Source organism: Blastopirellula sp. SH421, assembly GCF_057808535.1.
This window is the reverse complement of sequence record NZ_CM173712.1, coordinates 1,227,726-1,248,502: the sequence shown is the minus strand read 5'-3', so window position 1 is coordinate 1,248,502 and position 20,777 is coordinate 1,227,726. Positions and strand designations below refer to the sequence as shown.

6 protein-coding genes are annotated in these 20,777 nt (G+C 56.2%); 1 reads left to right on the top strand and 5 read right to left on the bottom strand.

Translation table 11 applies throughout. The features are described 5' to 3' along the window. Positions 1-260: 260 nt before the first annotated feature. The 3 genes from SH421x_RS05100 to SH421x_RS05090 form a co-directional block, all read right to left on the bottom strand. The gene (locus SH421x_RS05100) at positions 261-1,499 is read right to left on the bottom strand and encodes an FHA domain-containing protein (RefSeq protein WP_488854319.1); all 1,239 of its coding nucleotides are present in this window, start codon (positions 1,497-1,499) and stop codon (positions 261-263) included. A gap of 178 nt (positions 1,500-1,677) precedes the next feature. Further along, entirely contained in the window at positions 1,678-6,936 is a 5,259-nt protein-coding gene (locus tag SH421x_RS05095) for a WD40 repeat domain-containing serine/threonine protein kinase (protein ID WP_488854318.1), read from the bottom strand. 200 nt (positions 6,937-7,136) lie between these two features. Beyond that, positions 7,137-16,502 carry a hypothetical protein gene (locus SH421x_RS05090; RefSeq protein ID WP_488854317.1) on the bottom strand — a complete coding sequence of 3,122 codons (9,366 nt, stop codon included), beginning with the start codon at positions 16,500-16,502 and terminating at the stop codon, positions 7,137-7,139. A gap of 378 nt (positions 16,503-16,880) precedes the next feature. Here SH421x_RS05090 and SH421x_RS05085 point away from each other — a divergent pair, with 378 nt between their 5' ends. After that, complete coding sequence (locus tag SH421x_RS05085) at positions 16,881-17,666, top strand: hypothetical protein (protein WP_488854316.1); 786 nt, start codon at positions 16,881-16,883, stop codon at positions 17,664-17,666. An 18-nt stretch (positions 17,667-17,684) separates the two neighbouring features. Here the strand turns inward: SH421x_RS05085 and SH421x_RS05080 are convergent, their stop codons facing one another. Continuing rightward, positions 17,685-19,871, bottom strand: coding sequence for a site-2 protease family protein (locus tag SH421x_RS05080; protein WP_488854315.1), 2,187 nt, complete (start codon positions 19,869-19,871; stop codon positions 17,685-17,687). Between the two features lie 2 nt (positions 19,872-19,873). Beyond that, positions 19,874-20,773, bottom strand: coding sequence for an efflux RND transporter periplasmic adaptor subunit (locus SH421x_RS05075; protein ID WP_488854314.1), 900 nt, complete (start codon positions 20,771-20,773; stop codon positions 19,874-19,876). Positions 20,774-20,777 lie beyond the last annotated feature (4 nt).

Sequence of the window (20,777 nt, the reverse complement as noted above, 5' to 3'; positions counted from 1 at the left end):
TTGCAAAAATGTTCCGATAATTTGAATTTTGCAAAAATTGATCTCGAGGGCAGAGAGGAAGAGCGAGAGCGGATTTTGCAAGTAGCTCTCAGCGGTATGTGGTGGAACGCGGCCGAACCACCTGGGCCCGGGAGAGCCTTTGGAGCGGTTCCGTCAACGAACGAGGTTCAAACAGCGAAACGAATTATTTTTCGCGATTGATCCCCCCGCGTCGAATCGGGCTGAAAATTGCCGCGAGATAGATTGCTGCAGGCTCTTTGCTACGGACTATGCGGGGCAGATGCTGGCGGGCACGGCATGCCTAGCGTGCGCCAGGTTCGAATCTCGGCATCGTTTTTAAAGATTGCCCACCCGGCGCCGCGATCGACTTCAAGCATGATCGCTGAAACGTCTTGGAACAGATCTTGGGCGCCGTGCGACGACTTCGTATAGAGCGATTCCAGTAACTCGCTGGGATAGGTCAATTTGTCGGCGATTCGCAGTGCATGAGCGACAAAGGCAAATTTGCTCGCTCGACTGGCGAGACAGATGACCGCGTCTCGTCCCCAGATAGAGCGAACCGTCGCTTCAAAATGAGCCAAACTGCGATCATCCAATACCACTTGATTATCAGAGATCGGTACGGCGCCATGTGCGGTCGCGTCCCGATAAAATGTACTGCGATCATCCCCCGGCAAGCGAGTCAAATTAACGACGGCGTACAGACTACGACCTTGACCGATGTAACGAGCCACTGCGATCGGATCGACCACGACGCGTTGCGTAAAGTAGTTCAAACCAGACGGAGCGATCCCTGATTCGTAGTCCAGCGGCCCTGGATCTGCGGCGCCGGAAGCGGCCGGATGAGCGCCATGCACCAGCGGTGGATCGACTCGTTGAAGCGGCTGCTCAACCCGTTTGGCCGGCGGTTCGACCTGGGGCTGACTGCCGTAGCCAGCTTTTTGACGGAGTTGGGCGAAGTCACCACTCGAGAGACGCGAGTAGTGATCGATGACTTGATCGGACTCGTCGGCCGCTTCGACCATTTCCGCTTTGGCGGCAAGGGACGGCAGGTACTCGGTTAGATCAGAATCATAACGTGGCGCAGCCGGCGGCTTGGGAACCTGATTGGTCTCATCTTTCATTGCCTGGGCTGTTTGCTCATCAAACCAGCGCGATCCAAAACCAGAGCGTGAGCCAGAACCAGAACCGGCCGCTTCGCCTGGGATCGCCGCCTGTAAATGGGTTTTGCCAACCGTGACGACGTCGCCATCATGCAGAGCGACCGCTTGGGTCACGCGTTCACCATTCAGGTAAGTGCCGTTGCGGCTCTTCAAATCAGTCAGCATCAGCTGGTCGTCGACCAGTTCTACGGCAAAATGGAGTCCCGAGACATGCGGATCGCTGGGAATGAGGAACTCGGCGGCGTTCGTCCGCCCGACTTTGATGGTCTGCCCGTCCCCGATCCAGATTCGTTGTCCGGCGCTCGGTCCGGCATAGATATTAAGCGCGCATCGCACGGTCTTGTTCTCTCGGTTCGCTAGTCACGGAAGGCGAAACGCGAAGGGGCAAAATCCATTCGACCTTCTTCTCGTTCTCTATTATTCCCAATTTCTACCAAACGGTCGTGGCAAAAAGCAGGGAAACAATCACAACTTTTTTCTAATTTGCCCGCGGCTTACCGAATCCAACCGTTGCTTATTGAGCTTCGGCCTGCGGCTGCGGAGCATTTTGTTCTGCGTGCCAATCAACGGCAAACCAAACCGTGGCCCGGCCATCATCGCCGGCTGTCATCAACTCGGTCTTTTGCGGCGAAAACTTGATTGCCTTAATCCCCCTTTGGTGCGATCGCAAAGGCATAATCTCTCGCATAAGCAGTGACTGATCTTTGTCGGGGCGATCCACATACCAGACAATGACCATGCTATCCGAACTACCGCTCACAAGTCGACGACCATCTGCCGAGAACGCGACTGCGTTGACTTCGGCCGAATGTCCTTCGTGGGTGCGCGGATCTGCCAATTTTTCGGTCGCCAGGTCGACTTCTAGCCAGACACGCACTTTACGGTCGGTGCTGACAGCCGCCAGCCGCTGGCCGGCGGCATCCAGCGCGACTCCCAAATAGCTTCCGCTATGCTTTCCGAACGGCTCACCAATCGGCTGGGCATTCTCACCAGAAACCAGGCGCAACTGACCATCGACACAACCGGCGACCAAGCGATCCAAGGGAACAGCGGCCCATGTCATTGCGAGGGCGGCCGCAGCTAGTTTCGCTTCCGCAGTTCGCTGCCCTGTCCGCCAGTCGAAGATAGTCAAACTTGCATCGCGACAGGCGATCGCCAATTTGTTCCCTTGCAGCGCGGCCGAAGTCACGTCATTGCACGAGGTGGTCACTTGCCCGATCTTCTTGCCGTCAATCACGCTCCAACGTCGGATCATGCCATCGCTATGTACGGCGATTACTTCTGTATCATCACTGGAGAATCCGACGTAGATTACCGGACGCGCCGAGTTAAATCGCTGCACGCGGCCTCCCATGACATTCCAGATTTCGACGTCACGGTTGGTGTAATAAATCGCAAGTTCATCCTCGTTGGTTGGCGAAGCGACGACTCCGCCAATCTGACGTCCACTTATGGCCGCTTGCTGCGCAACTCCGGCGATCGACTGCGGTTCTCTCTGCAAGTCCCACAACTTGACGTCACGATCATTGGCCAGCAACAGATTTCCGCTTGTTGTAAACGCCAACGAGCGAACTTCAAAAGGGACAGTAATTGCAGCGGTGGACTCGGAACCGGGACGCCAGATTTTCACGACATGCTCATCCCCTTCGCCGCGGCGAAACAGGGCTGCAATTGACTTGCGGTCAGGCGAGATTGCGAAGAATTGGTAAGACTCGGTTTCCCCGGCGCGGAACTCGTCCATTTGTCGTCCCGTTTCGGTCTCAAAGAGGATCACTCCCCCTTCCGAACCGCGTGCACCACCGATGGCGACCAAGTTTTCGTCGAGAAATTCAATTTGCTTTACTCCGTTCATCGCCCGCTTCCAGAGCAGCGGTTCGCCAACGGGTTGCGTTGCATAGATTGAGGCCATCACCAATTTGGCGACGGCAAGCTTTTCTCCGCTGGGCGAGAAATCGAGTCCCCAGGCCTTCGCCGGTTGCGGAATCGTTGTCTCGTTCCCCGCGAAGTCGCGAATGCGCAGTAACTCTGCTGCTCCATCCTGCAAAGCAAATCGATCCCCGGTAGGAGAGGCTGCGATCGCGACTGAATTGCCGCCCACTGGAAAGGTGTTGACCAGTTGCGTCGAGTCCAGTTGCCAGACGGCGGCGCCGACTCCGCTGATCTGAGTCACCAAGTGATTCGGTCCAATAAACTGAGCGCCAAATTCGGTCGCACGACTTTCGGCCAACCAGTCTCCTTCGCGCAGCTCCAACACTTTGCCGCCGTTCAACAAACCTGGCTGGAAGATCCGAACGACTCCCCCGCTATCTCCGGTTGCGGCCAAACGTCCGTCGCTGGAATAGGCCGCGGTCAAAACGCTATGGTCGTGGGCAATGGTCAATTGATCGCGATACGCTTCGTAATCCCAAAAACGTAGGCGTTGGTCGGCGCTTCCCGAGACCAGCGTCTTGCCATCCTTGCTCCAGCGAGCCGAGCTGACGACATCCAAATGTCCGCGGAGCGTCTTGCCGCGCGTCGGCTGAGCTAAATTGTCCGCAGGATTCCACACGCAGATCGATCCATCCTCCATCGCAGCAGCGAGCAAGCCGTTTTGCGGATTGTAGTCGAGCGTATTCACGCGCGAGTTTAAGCGGTCAAATTCCAACACCTCTGAATTGCCCACGGTCCAAGTCGACATCGCTCCGTCGCTGGTCGCCACGGCGGCGACGCCGGGGGCAATCCAACAAGCTGCGATCGGGATTTCGCTGAACGTGATTTCCGCAGTCGTCTCATTCGTTTCTAGATCAAGCGTTTCTAGTCGACCGCGACGGCTGTTTCCGCCTGCCAGCAACAGCGTAGCGCCATCCCAAGCAGGGCTCACAGCGTTCAAACCATCGCTGAAATATCGGAGCGGCTTGGGAGTTGCCGCCGGTGAAGCGAGCGCGAACAAAAAGCCGCTCGCCGCGACATAGGCGACGCCGCTTTTTGACTCAAAAGCGATACGCTCTACGCGATAGCGGATGTCATCTTTGGCGAGCACAAATGGATTACTGACGACGATTTCCTGCTGTTCACCCGTGGCCGGAAACCAAGCGAGCAGCGGCTGCCGCCGATCATCCGAACCAATCAGCAAGTAGTCCCCGGTCGGAGCAAAAGCGAGCGAAGTGATCGACGCACCTTGCAAATCCAAGGACTTTTGGGCCAGCGCTCCGGCAGCTTGCGAATAGAGCGAAACAATTCCATCGGTTCCCCCTACAGCCGAAAGATCCCCTTGCGGAGATAAAGCAATCGCCGTGATCGGACGAAGCGCATCAATCTGCGGTACATCGGCGTGACATCGATCGTAGAGATGACCCCATTCCCAATTGCGGAAGCGAGGAGGAATCTGCTCAAGCAACTCAATCGCACGGCCGATGTCGTTCGCTTCGATCTTGGCTTGCGCCAAACCAATCCGCGAAAAGACCGCCGCAAAGATGGCTTCGTTGCGGGCTATCTCGGCTTCATTGCGAGCGATTTCCGCTTCATCGCGAGACATTTCCGCCTCGTTACGAGCCAGCTCGGCTTCGTCGGCGCTCTTGCGCGCTTCCTCCGCTTTTTGCACCGCCAAATTGCGCTGCGTCAGTTCTTCCATCTGCGCCTTGAGCGCCTCATCCTTGGCGATATTGGCAAGTTTTGCGCTCTCTTTCGCCTGCTTCGCGCTCAACTCGGCCAATTGACGCTGCCCTTCCGCCTTATCCCGTTCTTTCGCGATCGCTGCATTTTTGCCATAGACGACAACGCCAAATGCGACAGCGCCGACCATCAACAACAACATGGCCGCGATCGCCGACATTTGCGCAAAACGTTTGCGAGACTGTGCGAGCCGTCGATCGTTTTTCCCCCGCACCAGCGAGTCGTACAGCGACCGAGTCTGAGGATCGGTCTCTTCTAACTGTTGCAAGCCAAGATCAAAGTCGGCTTTGGCCAACGCACATTCGGCATAGGCGCGGCGTGCATCACGAAACCCGACAATCGCCGCTTCGTTCTTCGGCCAAAGCTCTATCGCATCTTGAAAGCCGAAGAGGGCGCGAGAAAATTGCTCGTAGTTTTGCGTTTTCTGCGCTTCGTCGAGATCTTCGCGTGCACGCGACGCGAGTCCTAAGCTTTGCGAATGGAACTGATACTCGCGAATTGCCGATTGAAATTGAGCGACTGAGAAGTAGCGATCACTAATTTCGGTCGCCATCGCATGCAGCGCGATCTTTAGTAGCGTGCTGCTTGATTCGACTGGAGTGATCTTGTTTTCCGCTGCGGCCACCAAACATTCGGTCACCGTCTTGGCGGCATGCGGCGGCGTCCCGGTGACAATCTCGAACAGGATTGAGCCCAGCAGATAGATATCGCTGCCGATCCCGATCGTTTCGATCGGGCCACGCACCATCTCTGGCGACATGTAGGCAGGCGTTCCTCCCATACTAAAGTGGTCGCCGCGATTGAGATCAACCGCAAGTCCCCAGTCCATGACCAAAACTTCGCCATACTCGCCCAGCATGACATTTTCGGGCTTGAGATCACGATGGATCACCCCGCGCGAATGCGCAAATGCGACGGCGTCGCAAACGCGGTCGAGGTATTCAAGGTTCTCCAATTCGGTCTTGCCGCGAATCGCTTCGTTCCAGGGAGTGCCGCTGACCAACTTCATCGAATAGAAGAGAGTGCCGTCGCTGGTCTGCCCCAGTTCATGAATCGGCACAATGTTGGGATGATCCAGAAAACCTGTCAGCACCGCTTCGCTAAGAAACTTGGCCCGATCGTCCTTGCGTTTGCCACCCTTGTTTTTCAGCGTCTTGATCGCCACGCGGCGACGCACCGATTTTTGATCGGCCGCGTAGACGGTTCCCATCCCCCCTTCGCCAAGGATATTGATTAACTCATAGTCCGACGATTGGCCTGGCTGCGGGTCTTTGGCCAAAATTCGCTCGCGAATTTCGACCCCTAACTCCCGGCCTCTGGCGACTGTCGCCGTTTTGAGCGAAGTCAGCGGCGAGTCGCCGGGGTTCTCGGCCCCTTCCCAATATTTGCGCACCCCATCCGCAGACAGCGGTCTTGATCCCATGACAGGATCAAACTCAGAGTCGAAGCCGCCGACACTATCCACCGTTTGCCCGACATTACTCGCAGGCGGCAAGTCGATGGTGCGATTTGGTTGATCGCTCGGCAAATCCATCGTCTGCCCAAAGATCGGATTGCTGCCGCTTCCCGAAAGGTCGATCGTGTTCTGCGGGAAGGACCGGTGGTCGGGAAGATCGATCGTATTGCCAGGCGACAGTTCATCAAGCGGTGGAAGATCGATTGTGCGATTTACGGCGGCGGGGTCTGATTTGGCGGAAGAATCGCCCGACAACGAAAACCCAAACTGATCGTCATTCGGGGGCTGATCAGGCTCCGCTTCGGCGGAAGTGGGTGGTTGCAAAATGCTGCGCGGCGGAGTCGGCGGCTCTGCGGTGTCGGTCAGTTCAAACGTTTGCATCCCAACGTCCGAGTCGTCCCCCGGCGCAGCGTCAAGCTCGATCGTTCCGCCGTACCTTTCTGGAGAAGTCGCGTCGACCGGCGACTCAGCGGTTGAAGCTGATTTTTCGACCGCGTCACCCACCAGATCAAAATCGTACGTCTGACCAATATCTCCGCTGTCAGGCAGATCCATCGTTTTGCCGATCGCCGGGTCGGCAGCCCATGCAGCCCCGCATTCAGGACAGCGTCCTTCCCCTTGCTGAGCATCGGTCAGCTGGACGGTACATTGAGGGCACACAAACATGAACGAGCTTTCCGACGATCAAGTATTAAGCGAAAGAGGCAGCTGCTGTTGGGATTGGAGAGGGAAGACGAAGTCGTGCAATCGGGCGCGATCGATCACGCATTCGGTACCATTCGATCATAAATCAAAGCTCATTGATTCACCAACAAAACTGGCGTTTCTCGGTGTAGAGGCGAGAAATCGACCGTTTTGCGCCCAAATTATCGAACACGTCGTCTCCAGCGGCGACGCGAGAGACTTTGCTGAGAATCGCTGGGCAGTAGAGCTTCTTTCTCCAACGCTTCGTCTACCGCCGCCGTACGCTCGCGATCCGCTTGGGGATGAAGTGCAAACGCGGCCATCAGCAAAGCCCCACCGATCCCCCCCGACAGCATCCAGCGTCTGCGGAGTAACGATTGCTCTGGAGTCGTTTCAGTGAGATCCGATCGAAGTAGTTCGGCAGAAAGATCGGCTGGCCAAGCATCCTCTGCGTCTCCCCCGTGCAGTTGACTAGGCGCTGCGTCGTCGGCGTCAAACCATTTTTCGTACTGCACGGCCCAGACTTCTTCCGCCGAAGCATCAACAGGCAAATCGGGGGTCGTCGATTTGACTTGATCATCCAATCGCTCGCCGTACGAGGCGCCGCCGCCCGCTCCCTCCAGAGCATCGGCAGGGACTTTCTCAAAATAATAGACATCCGGCTCTTGTTGGCCGGCCAGCAAGATCGAAACTTTGTAGCGGCCCGGCAAGAACCGCGTATTCTCTTGGATGTATTGTTTGACCTCTTCGATCGTGCTGAATCCTTGCAGCACGATGCGTTCGCCAACTTCTTCATCCAACGCGTTCACGATCACAACCACGACTTCCTGCACCTGATTCAGCGAACTGCTGTCAGAGTTGAAGGTCGAATTTGTGGTCACGGCGAAGACCGTATCCGGCAACAGGGCGACCGGCGCAACCTCAGGAGCCACCGGTAGCTCGAACGGCGGAGACTCGGGGGCAAATTGAATGCCGAGCGGGAACACCACTTCAAACGTATCCGTCACCGAGTTTAAATCGCGGAACGTCGTCTCGTTGACGACGTTGTCATACAGATTGATCTGCGGATCATTGAAGGCGGTAATCGTGACCGTCGCCCGCTGCTCGGAGAAAGCGAATCCCGAGTTGTAAACATGCTGCAACGTTTGGGCGCCGTTGATTGGATCTTGAAACAAATATACTTCTTGCGAACCATCGCCCCAATCGACCAACACACGCTGGTTTTGTTCGACATAGACCGGTTGTCCGTCAACCTGGAGCGTTGACGAATCTCCCAGCCTCGTTATCGTCGCATTGACTTGGAACTGACCAAACCCAATACCTTTGGCGATTTGCGAAGTAGAAGCATCAGGACCGGGGCTTTGGGCTGTGCGCTGATAGATCGGACCAAACTGACCCACTTCGATAAAGCCGGGCTGCGTATCGACATCGACAAACGTCGCAAACGAACTAACCGCTCCCAGCGATCCGATCGAATCGGCCAGTCCGCCGCCGACATAAGGGGTCAAAGTGTTGTTGGCGTCATTAAACAGATAGAAATCGGCCGCTGACCGCATCACCAACATTGCGTCTCCGGCAATACTTAGCGTGCCGCCGGCCAACGCTGTGAACGCATTGTTGGCGACTCCACCGCCGGTCATTCGCGTTTCGCCATACACGACCACATTGTCCAACGGATCGGCTGCTTCTTCACCAAAAGTCAAATCGCCTGTCGTCTGCACAAACAGATGTCCGGCGTTGACCGTTACCGCCGACAATGCCGGCGTGAAATTGGCGGTCGCGATACTATTGCTGCCGGCGACTTCAAATGCGAGCGTCACGGGATCGGCGGCGATGGTTCCCAGCGCGTCGGTCACCAACTTGACTGTCAGGTTATTTACATCCGACAACACCACCGAATAAGCGCCATCCATATTGGTCTGCGTCTGCGGCGTAGTGCTGGGTCCTTTGGGAGCGAAGGTGTCGTCATTGGAATCGGGCAAGTAGCTGGAGATTGCATCGGTCGTGCGCCGCCCCAACAAACCACTATTCGCGACGTCAGTGGCGTTGAGCGTCGCCCCCGGCGCTACCTGCAACGTCCCGTGTGCTTGAAGGGTCGCCTGTTGGAAGTCGACTTGCGTCATCACGATCGCGCCGCCGGCGACCAACAGTGCTTGATCAGCGACGATCAAGCTGAATGCGGCGCCGGTTCGCTCGTCATTGATCTGCACCAGTTGGCCACTGGTTTGCAGCGCCAGCGTGCCGGTCGCTTGCGAACCGTCCACCAGCAACAAGCCGCCGTCACTGACCGAAGCTTCTGTCAGTGAAACATTGCCGCCCACTTGCAGCGACAAGCGTCGCAAATCAATTGAATCTCCTGCGGAATCGCCCAAGTGAATATCGGTAACAGCGCGCAAAATCGCCAAGCCGTCAACTTGATCGTCGGCCGAGCCAGCGATCGGTGCGACAACAAGTTGGGCGACGACCAGTGTAGTCGCAGGCGTATCGTCAATCGAACCGCTGCTCTCGAGCACCAAAGAGTTCGCCGCGTTACCGGTCGTTCGCAATGGGTTGCCGCTGGCTAACGTCGTATTGCTATCTTCATGAATGGTGACATCGCCGAGCGCGGCCTGAAACGTGAGTGTCCCTAACTGCACGCTGGCTCCGCTGTCTGCGCCGCGATCAAGCGCATTAACGCTCTTCGCCACAACGCCGAGATCGATGTCTCCCAGTAGCGACGCGAAGTAAGCGTTGCCGCCAACGGTAAACGTATCCGCCGCATCGCTGGCCAACACAATGTGCGAATCTGCCTGAAAGATCGCATAGTTAGTCGTTTCGATTGACGTACCGCCCACGCCGTCGATTTGAAAATCAGAGATCGTCGCAGTATTGGCGGCATTATCGGCGATCAACAGCGCCGTCTGAGCAAAGTTGGTGATCTCTGTCGCTCCGCCTCCTTCGCGTCGCACGGCATGGGTGAGCACCATCGAGTCATCTTCACGAATCGTCACCTGGGCGCCGGCGTCCAGGTTAGCAAAGCCAAAGAAGGTCACGCTTCCTAGGGTGACGTTGGCGCCGCTTTCGACTCCGCGGCTTGCTGCATTGGGATTCGTCGCCGCTCCCACATCGATGACCCCCACGCTGATTTCGCGGCTAACGCCTGGGGTCGCAAAGTAAGTGGGATTGCCGGAGGTAAACAATGCGTTACCGTTGACGATCAACTGATCCGATTTTTGATCGGCCAGTACGACATTCAGTTCGGCATGGAACTCTGCAAAGCCGGTAACCACGACGCTGGCCAGGCTGCGATCGCGCAGGTCACCTTGATTAGTAACCAAGACCAGCGTATCAGCTTGGCTGGTTCCAGCGAGCAGCATCCCCAAGTCTTCATGAACAGTCACGTCGCCGCCGACGCTGTTCAATTGAAGCGAGCCTAGCTCTACATGGGCGCCGCTATCGGTTCCGCGATCGGTCGCGAGTGTTGTGGTCGGCGTCACGCCGATGTCGATCTGGTTGCCGCCGAGCGACGTGAAAGCGGCGTCGCCGATAACGGTCAGACTGTCAGCGACATTGTCAGCCAAAGTAATCGTTGTCGTGGCCGTCATAGAGGCGAAAGTGTTTACGACAATCTTTGTCATCGCTGCGTCTGCGATAAAGCTGTCTGAAACGAGCGTCGCTGAGCCTGCGTGATTCGCGTTGCCGCCGTCAAAAAGCGTATTTACGATTGTCATTCCGGCGGCAGGAGTGACCAAGCTGTTGCTGGCGTTGGATTCGCTGATTTGAACCGCGCCGACGGCGTCAAAGGTCAGCGTCCCAAAATTGACGCCGCTCGTGCTACCTCCTACGGTCACCGCGCTGCCTGACTGGAAGAAAGCATTTCCGCCGACCAACAACTGGGCCACGGCGTCGGCATTGACCAACTGAATATCGCCGGTCGCAAGCAGTCGAGCATCGCCGATGACCGACGTCGTCTCTCCTCCGGCCGATCCAATCAAGCCGGTGGTTCGCAGCACCAGATCGTTGGCTAGATTCTCATAGGTATTTCCGGCAAAGTCTCGATTGGCCAGCCGCGTTTCGCTGTCGGTTTGCAGGTACACGCTCCCCTTGCCGCCGGCCGTGTTGAACGTCAGGCCGTCTACCTGCACCAAGGCGCCGCTATCAGTTGCGAGTAGGTCAGCGACGCCAACGCGAATATTTCCGCCGGCTGTCGTTGCAAACAACGCAATGTCGTTATCAACAGAGCCGTCATTAACGCCTAGCGAGTATTCGCCCAGGTCGACGCCGTCGACGGCCACCAAGGCCTGATCGGCCAAATTAATTTCGCCGCTAGCGATCAGCACCGCACTGTTAGCGACATCGACGCTGGCTCGCAAGATATTCTCGTTGAGCGAACCGTCCGAGTCGGCGTCGGTCAAATCGCCATCGGTAATTAATACGAGCGAATCGGAGCGATTGACAAAGATCACCGGCGAGCCGTCGACGTCGAACCGCCGCGAAGCCAACAAAGTCGCATCGGTTTCGTGAATGACAACATCACCACGAATCGTGGCGCCGTCGCTGCTGAAGAACGTTAACGAAGCGAACTCGACCGTCGCGCCGCTGGCCGTGCCCGCTGAGTCGCTGGAGCCTAGCGTAATGTCTTGTCCTGCGCGAGAATAGAAGAAGGCGTTGTCGTCGGCCGCAACCCCAATCTTGAGCGTATTAAGCCCTTCATCTGCGAGTATAATCGCGCCATCGGCGACGAAGATTGCGTCAGTCGCGCTGATCGAAACGCCATCAACGTCCGTAATACTGTTGAGCGATCCCAGTGCTTCTAATATCAACTGATCGCCCACCTGGAGATCGTCGTCGATGATCAGATCAGCCGCAGTGAACTGAATTCGCAAACTGCCGGTCACCAAGTTAGGCAATGCCGGAAAGAGGGCTGCTGTACTGATATTGCGAAAATAGATGTCCGATAAGGCGCCGCCACCTGAGGCGCGAAACTCCGCGTTGGCGATTTTATTTTCGGCCAGAAAGGTCGAAACCGGCTCACCCAACGGATTGGCCGCAGTATCTCCAAACAGATTGATCACGTCTCCAGGCGCCGCTTCCAAGACCGCGTCGCCGACGGTGGTCCCATCGCCGATGACATCCAGATCAATCCGATCCGCCGTTAGAGAATTGCCATCTTCAACTTGAATCATCGATCCATCGGCCGCCAAAAACAAATCGGCTGCGAGATTAACGCCTGTGATCTCCATGTCTGCATCTTCGCGAATCGTCACCGAGTCCCGGAGATTCATTCCGTCATCACTGACAAACGTCAGTTGACCCAGCAACACCAGAGCGCCGCTGTCGGTCCCGCGGAGGATACTATTGTCGACCCCCACTTCGATCGTCGCGCCGCCGCGAGAGACAAACATCGTAAGGCCAGCTACGTCCAACGTATCGAGCGCGTTGTCGGCCAGCATGATCTTGCCGGCGGCGGCAAAGGTCGCCGAGCCATTGACGTCAATCAGAGTACCAGGGACATCCGTGATCGAATCAGCGGAAGTTAGTTCGAGAGAACTAGCGAAATTCGAGCCGGCCACAATCGTATCGCTATCTTCCTGGATCGATACCACGCTACCGTCAAACGTCAGCGAGCCAAAGTTGGCCTCGCCATCCGAACCAACCGTGATGTCGCTGCTGGTCGACTGGAATGTCGCCAAGCCGGTGACTTCTAGCACATCACCTACCGTATCGGCCAGCGTGATGTTGGATTGAGCGGTAAAATTCGCGAACGTGTCGACGGTGATTGATGTCGCCGCTGCGTCGCTGATCGAACCGCTTGACGTTAGATCGAGTGAGCCGGACTTGCTGACGCCGGTCAGCAGCGTACTGTCATCTTCTTCGATCGTAACGGCGCCCAGCAGCCCCTTGCCGTCGTCACTCACGAAGGTCAAACTTCCCAAGTTTGTCGTACCGCCAGGCGAACCGATCTTGATCGCTTGGCCGCCGGTCGACGTAAACGTCGCTAATCCCTTCACCAATAGCGATTCGCTCAACTGATCGGCCAGCGTGATGGTCGCATTTGACATAAAGCTGGCGGGACCAGCAACGTCGATCGTCGTAGGACCGCTATCTGTGATCGCCCCCGCTGATTGCAAGTCGAGCGAAGCGGCCGAATTTAAGCCGGTGATTTGCGACCCATGAAGGCTCCCCCCGGCGTCTTCTTCGATCTTGACACTACCGCTGGCGTTGAACGTCAGCGATCCAAACCGGAACGAGTCCCCCAAGCTCGCGCCCAGACTAATCGAATCTCCCTTGAATGAGGCGTTGCCGTCGACATCCAACGAGGTACTATCGGTGTTCGTGATTGTTCCGGTCGATTGCAACTCTAGTGAGCTTGCGGTGCTCGCGCCTGTCAGTTCCGTCGAACTTTTTTCCCAGATCGATACAGCGCCATAGCCCAGCATACCGTCGTCGCTAAAGAACGTCAGCGAACCGAAATTTGCGTCCCCATCCGCCGAGCCAACAGCGATTCCTTTGGCGGAGGTCGACGCAAACGTTGCTAATTTCCCGACATGCAGCACATCCCCCAGTTCGTTCGTCAACGTGATCGCGTTGACCGCGGTGAAGTACGCTGTCGCATCCACAATGAGCGAAGTCGCTTTTGCATCGGTGATTGAACCGGTTGAACTCAAGTCAAGTGAACCGGCCTTGCTTGCGCCGCTCAATTGCATGTCGCCAGTCTCGGAGATACTCACCTGGTCGACAGACACAAATGTCAGTGAGCCAAACTCAAAATCATCCCCAATTCCCTGGCCGATCGTAATCTGATTGTTGAGGTTCTTTGCGTCGGCGTCGGCTGCAACAAAGGTAGCGTTGCCTGTCACCTTCAATTCAGTTGCGGCGAGGTTCTCGATCGTGCCAGTTGAACTTAAAACGAGTGAAGCAGCCCCGTTCTTCCCCCGCAAGAGCGTGTCGTTATCTTCTTCGATGAGGACCTTTTGGCCAGCAAAGTTCAGCGTGCCGAAAGTAATCACATCGTTCGCCTGATTGCCGATTGCGATCTCGGCTCCGGCGATCAGCGTGACGTCGCCGCTGGCGGTAAGGTTCGTATTCGCTTTGTTTTCTAGCTTGCCGGTTGAGTCCAGTAGGAGCGAACTGGCCGTATTGGTTCCCTCTAACAACATGTCGCTATCTTCAGCGATCGAGACCCCGTCGACCGTATTAAAGTTCAGCGACGCGAACTGAAACTTGTCGCCGGCCTGATCGCCCAGCGTGATTTGATTGTTGGCGTTCTTGGTATTGCCATCATCGGCGACAAACTGAGCGCTAAAGCTGACCTTTAACTCGGCGTTGGCCTGGTTGGTGATCGATCCAGTTGAGTTCAGATAGAGCGTTGCCGCGTTGCTAAGACCTGCGAGTACCGTATCGCCATCTGCGCGGATCGAGACGCCGTTGCTCGACTGAAAGGTTAACGAGCCAAGTTGAATCAGATCGTTGGTTTCGTTACCCAGCGTGATGGAATTCCCTGATGTGAACGCTGAGTTTTGGCTGATTTTCACATCGGCGTTGGCCGCGTTCACAATTGCGCCGCTTGAATTCAAGTCCAGCGATTCGGCGTTGCTCTTGCCGCTTAGGGTCGTTTCGCCAATCACAGCCAGCTTGACCGCATCGACCGTGTCAAACGTCAGTGAGCCAAACTCAAAACCATCGCCAACGCCCTGCCCTAGCGTGATTTGGTTGTTCATATTCATCGCATCGCCATCGGCGGCGATCAGCGACGCATTGTTGGTAACCAGCAGCGTGGTTCCGGCGACATTCTCGATTCGGCCGCTAGTCTTCAACACCAGAGATCCGGCGTTGCTGGAACCGGCTAGGCTCATATCGTCATTTTCGGCAATCGAAACGGAGGATTTGGTGCTAAACGTGAGCGTGCCAAATTGCAACAGATCGCCGGCCTGGTCGCCCAAGTCAAGCATGTCGCCAGAAACAAACTTGGCGTTTCCTGCAACGACCAGATTTGCGGCAGCAAGATTAAAGATTGGTCCGGCGGCATTCACCTCTAGCGATTTCGCGTAAATCTGATCGAGATAGAGATCGCCATTGTCATCGTCAATGACCACCAGGTTGGCTTGGGTAGCGCCAGTCGCTGAGATCTGGTTGAAATCATTGCCGGCCAAGCCCAGCAAAATGCTTTGGTTATCCAGCGTGATAAAATTGGCGGTCCCATCGACTTGGATCGTAGCCGCGACAGCCTGCGTAATGTCTCCTTGGGCTCGATAGACCAGGTCGCCGGTGATATTAATCGTGGGCAGCGCGATCGCGCTGAGATTCTCGGGGTAGATCAACGTCAAATCGTGCAAATTGCCGGTCGCCGCCAAATTGGCGATCGCTAGCGGAATGGCCGCATCCGTCGAATCATTCCGCAGATAGAAATCGAGCGGGCTCTCGGCTCCGCTCAAGATAAATTTTGCATCGTCCGACGGCAGCAAATTGCCGACGTTTTGCAGATCAAGCTTATTGCCAGTCGTGGTAAATTGAAATTCGACGTAATCCGTGATTTCGATCGTCGTTCCGCTGGCCTGGGTCAGATCTCCGCCGGTGGTTGCGGTCAACTTTGTCGCGCGAACCTCGGCAAACTGCAGATCATTCGTGTCGACGATCGTCACTTCCGCAGCGTCCAACCCGCCGATTGCATTGATCGCAACATCCCCTTGAAAGTCGTTGGAGCTTCCCAACGTCACTTTGCCGGCGCCTACATTCAGACTGGTTGCGCCGGTAATGGTCAGCTCACCAAGCTGATCGAGTTCTCCTCCCGAGGTGACATCGACCGTCAACTTGCCCAATACAGAGGCCAGTCCATCCGCGCCCAATTGGACGTTCGGACCGACAAGTTGCAGCGAGTCCGCAGTCGAACCGTTCACGCCGAGATCGACTGCTGTTGCGATTTTCACATCGCCGCCGTTACTGACGTTCAGCAGCGATATCTCGTTGGCGCTCGACTGCAAATCGACATCGATTTGGGCGCCGTTGATTGCAGCCAAATTGAACGGCGTCGCCGCAGAAATCCGCAGATCGGCGCCTGCCTGATTCACCTGCGTGTTGTAGGTATCAGCCGTGATCGAGACCACCGTCGCGAATGTCCAAGAATCGCCAGCATTACTGCCTGCAAACGCAACCGTTTCGATGCCGTTGGTGATCAAACCTTTGCTGAGCGAAGGATCGATGAACGTGCTGTCATCGAGCAACGTCAATTGCTGATCCGAATGGACACCCAGCGTATCGCTCATTTCGATACCGTCGATGTCACTAGCCTTGCCGGTTGCGAGTACGGCGTTGGTTTGGTCGGTCGCTTCGTAATACGTATCGGGGCCAGAATCGTAATAGCGCACAGTGACTTGGTCGCCGGCGCTATCTGAGACAATTTGCAGGATATTATCGACCGAGACGGTCGCCGTAGCATTCAAAACAACGCGCGGTTCCAACTCGCGAAAATGAAGCTTCGTATCGAACTGCTCAAGAAATCGGAGCGCAGCGCCATCTGTACGGCGCGGTTTTCGCTTCTGCCAGCGAGAAAAGATTCGCTTGCGGTTCATTCAGTAGCGCCCTTGGTCGGTCGCTCGCCTGGCCCTGGTCGGCGCATGGCAAGAGAGTCATCGCCAGCAAGTTATGCGTCAACTGCGCATAACCCCTCTAGCTGTCGAAAGATACGTATTTTCCCATTCAAATTACGATTCTCGACGATGTCAACGAAACCAGGTCGCAATTCCCTCATTCCTACGGCTTCTGCCTGTTAGAATCCCGCCAACCTACTTCAGGGGGGATGCATGAAACTCCGATTGCACCGATTTTGCCAAATTTGCGGAAGTTGTAACGACTGGACACCCACGGCTGGATAATGCCGCAATCAAACGCCGATCGTGAGGAAACGGAGTGATTTGCCCCGATTTGCTTTTGCATGGTGAAGACGAAGAATGCGTCAACTTAAGAGCCTCTGGCTGATCGCATTACCCCTCTGCGGAGTCGTGCTAGCTACATGCGAAGTCCGTGCAGAGTCAGGCGAAACCCCATTCCGGATTCGACCGGCCACCTTTGTCCAAACAGCTCCCCCCCAACTTGGCCCGGTCGATCCGCCGCCGGATGAAATCGTCCCCCCAGGCGAAATGGTGACAGAAGACGATATTCTTCCCCCTGGCAAACGGTACGGCGAACTCTATCGTTCGGTCGCCAGCGGCCACGATCCGTTCAACACGATGACGCCAGAACAGTTGCAAACATTGCTAGAGCGCCGGCCGGCCACTTCCTACACGATCAACACCGGCTATCGTGATTCGGAGCTTCAGACCAACGCCGAGCATCAAGTCAAACTGCCAGCCAACGTCGCCGGCGAACTGTTCGCCGAATTCCCCGAAGTTGACACCATTTACGGCGTCCAGCGCCCCTGGGCTCCATCAGTTGCGATGTGGGAAGCGCCTGCTTTTTATCACCGCCCGCTTTACTTTGAAGAAGTCAACTTAGAGCGGTATGGCAATCGTCATCGCGTGGTGCAGCCGGCAATCTCGGCGGCGCACTTTTTCGGTAACACGCTGCTGCTGCCTTACAAGATCGGCGTCAATCCTCCCTGCGAACGGATTTATACCCTGGGACATTATCGTCCCGGCGACAACAATCCGCACGATCGCCATGGTTTGCCCTGGAGTTGGCGCGGAGCCGCCTACATGGGGACGTTTTACACCGGCGCTGTCTTTGTGCTGCCGTAGGAAACCTGAGGTTGAACGCTACAGCTCGAATCGAAAGTTGCCGCTGATCCAGCGTGAGATCCGTTGACCCAATGAGAGCGAGCGTCCCAGAATAATCGCTTTGCCACGTGTTCCCGGCAGTAAGGTAGTCGGTAGAGAATCAAGCTCAATCGTTGCTTGATAGGTTCGTTCGACCAGCACCATTTCGCCCGCTTCTCCCGGCGCGATCGGCACATCAGAGCCTTGGGCCAAGTTGCGCGGTGCGGTGAGCAACTCGTCGCGCGAAATCTCGATTATCTGTCCGTTGATTGCGTTGCCAGTCAACCCGTCAAACAACAGTTTGACTTTGTCCCCGACGGCGACCAGATCAACGTCGCGCTGATGAATCAGCAATTGCGCCTTGATCTGATTGGTCTCAGCGACAATCGCCAACAGTTGGCCACGCTCGAGCAGCGCACCCCGATTAGCTTGGTCCAACGGAGAGCCGCTCCACGTAGGAAGCTGACGTTCGCTCGCTCTTGTGTCGACGCGCAGTGGAGGCGGAAAGACAACTCCAGCACGAGAAGCTCGAATGGTCAGTCGTTCTGCATCGCGCGTGACCACATCCAATTGCCGTTGCAGATCGGTCAACACCGCTACGGCCGCCGGGATTTTCGCTGCCGCGGCCGGATCATTATTCAATTGGCGGCGTAGGTTTTCGACATGCTGACGCTGCTCGTCCAAGTCTCCGCTCAACTCGACTCGTCGCAGTTCGATCTCATCATTAACCAGCTTGGCCAGCGGATCGCCGGCCGCGACTTGATCGCCCGCCGCTACCGTCGACTCGATCCTTCCAGAGACCGGAACGTAAATCAATTGCGAATCGGCCAACTGCGCCAGGGTCGGCGCTTGCACGCGCGCCGCCCACCGAATTTGCAGCATCCCCAGCAGTAGCAAGCCGCCAACGATGGCCGCTGCAGCGAGACGTTTTCCTCGTAGTTCACGGGTCGCCATCGGACGTTTCCACCATCGCACCCAACCGATCACAGGCTGCAACAACAAACCTGCCAACACCAGCATGACCACCACGTCGCCCAGCGGCGCCATGTCGTTCGCTTTTAACATTTTATAGACAAACCACAGCAGAAAGCCGATCACCATTGTCCGATAGGCAAGCGCAGCGATGGCGTAAGTGCGTAAAAAACTTAGGCTAGCGTCAAGCGGCGCTTCGCTGATTGTGCGACGCGAAAAATAGTGCGCTATGGGTCGCCGCAGCGCTTCGCTCGCTTGTTGCGAAAGATTCGGCACGTCGATCCAGTCCGCAAAGATATAGTATCCGTCGTAGCGCAGCAGCGGGTTGCCGTTGACAATCAGCGTGCTGACGCTGGCGACCAGCATCACGCTGATGCAGATCGACTGCACCATCCCCGGCTCGCTGAAATACCAGAGGATCGCACAGATCGAAGCGATAATCAGCTCGACATACATCCCTGCCGCCGCTACAAACATCCGCCGCTTTCGCTGTGGCAAGAGCCACGAGTCCGACACATCGCAGTACAGACAAGGCACAAACGCCAACAACATCACGCCGATCTGATGACATTCGCCCCCAAAATGCTTACAGGCCAGCGCATGTCCTAGTTCATGCAATATCTTGACCAGCGCCAATGCTGTCGCCATCCAGAAGAGATTCTCCCCCTGGAAGAGCGCTTGCGCCGTCGGTAATCGCGCAAAAATTTCCTCTGCGTGCAACAGGCCCAGTAACATCAACAGACTTGCCAAGACCAAGACCAGCGTCACCGTCGCTTGATGAAAGAGCCAGGCAAAATAGGGAATCGCCGACTTCAACACTCGATCGGGGTCGACGCCTGGCAAGCGAATCGAAAGCACCGATAACGGCGCCGTCGACCACCGCCACATTCGCTGTTGGTCCGCTCGATCGAGCAGTTGCTGCGACTCACCGTTCACACCGGCGATTGCAAGTCCGCGTGAATAGAGCGAATGGCAAAACGAAGTAATCTCGATCGGCCGAATCTTGAGCGGAGCATATTCTTGCTGGTAGGCAGCTTGAATTTCGGCGAGCGACATCTGACCATCCAACCGGCGCAGGATGAACATCTCATGCTCACCAAAATAGAAGTAGCGGAGCGTCACCGGATCCTTGACGACAAACCGCGATTCTAACGTCCCCTCTTGGCGAACGATCTTCAGATCGGGACGAACACGAACTTGCAGCGATGCGACCACCGTTAGCTTCCCACCGCATCCTCTGCGGGTTCAGTCGGGGCTTCGCTAGAGATCGACATCTCTACGCGCAAGCCGGGGCGTAATTTCAAATCGGCGTTGTCAATCTCGACCCAGACCCGCACGTCGCCGCTGACGGGATCGACCTCTAGATCGACAAAGGTCACTTTACCTGGCACGACTAGCTGATCGCCGCGGGGCAGCGTGACGCGAACTATCGCGTCATGACCTTGCAGCCCTAACGCCGCTTCTTCGCTACGGACAAACCCTTCTGCCCGTAGTCGATCGATCCGCATGATCTTCACCACTGGATCGGCGATGTCGACCCATTCGCCGGCGCGGCGAAAGACGCGGACAATCATCCCTTCGATCGGAGCCGCGATTTGATGCTTGGCTAATTTTTCGCTGGTGATCTCTGCATCGGCTGCTTTTAATTCTGCGGTCAGCTTGGCGATTTCTTGCTGCTCGCTCGATTGCTCAATCTCCAGCCGATTTTTTTCTACCACCAGTCGCAGTCGATCCAACTCGGTATCGGTAACGGCGTTCGGGAAGGTTGCAATCGCGTCGAGTGCTCGCTGTAACTCGGCCTGCGAGACCTCCAGAGACTTGCGCGAAAAGCGGATATTGACGTCATTGGTCGCTTCTCGCTGCGCAATCGCATGCTCAGCTTGCTTGGCGACCAGTTGTAACTCCATCTCTTTGGCGGCGATATTTGCAATCACCGCGCCGCGATCAACCAGGGCGCCTTCGCTGACGCCCACCTTCTCTAAAACGCCAGCTTGCTGAGCCGGCACTTCAACCGTCTCAATAATTTTTAATAGCGTCAAGTTAACCGCGATTTCCTCTGCGCAAGTAGTAGAAACGACCATTGCCGAGAGCCAAAGCGTAAGCAGCAAGCGATTCATAGCG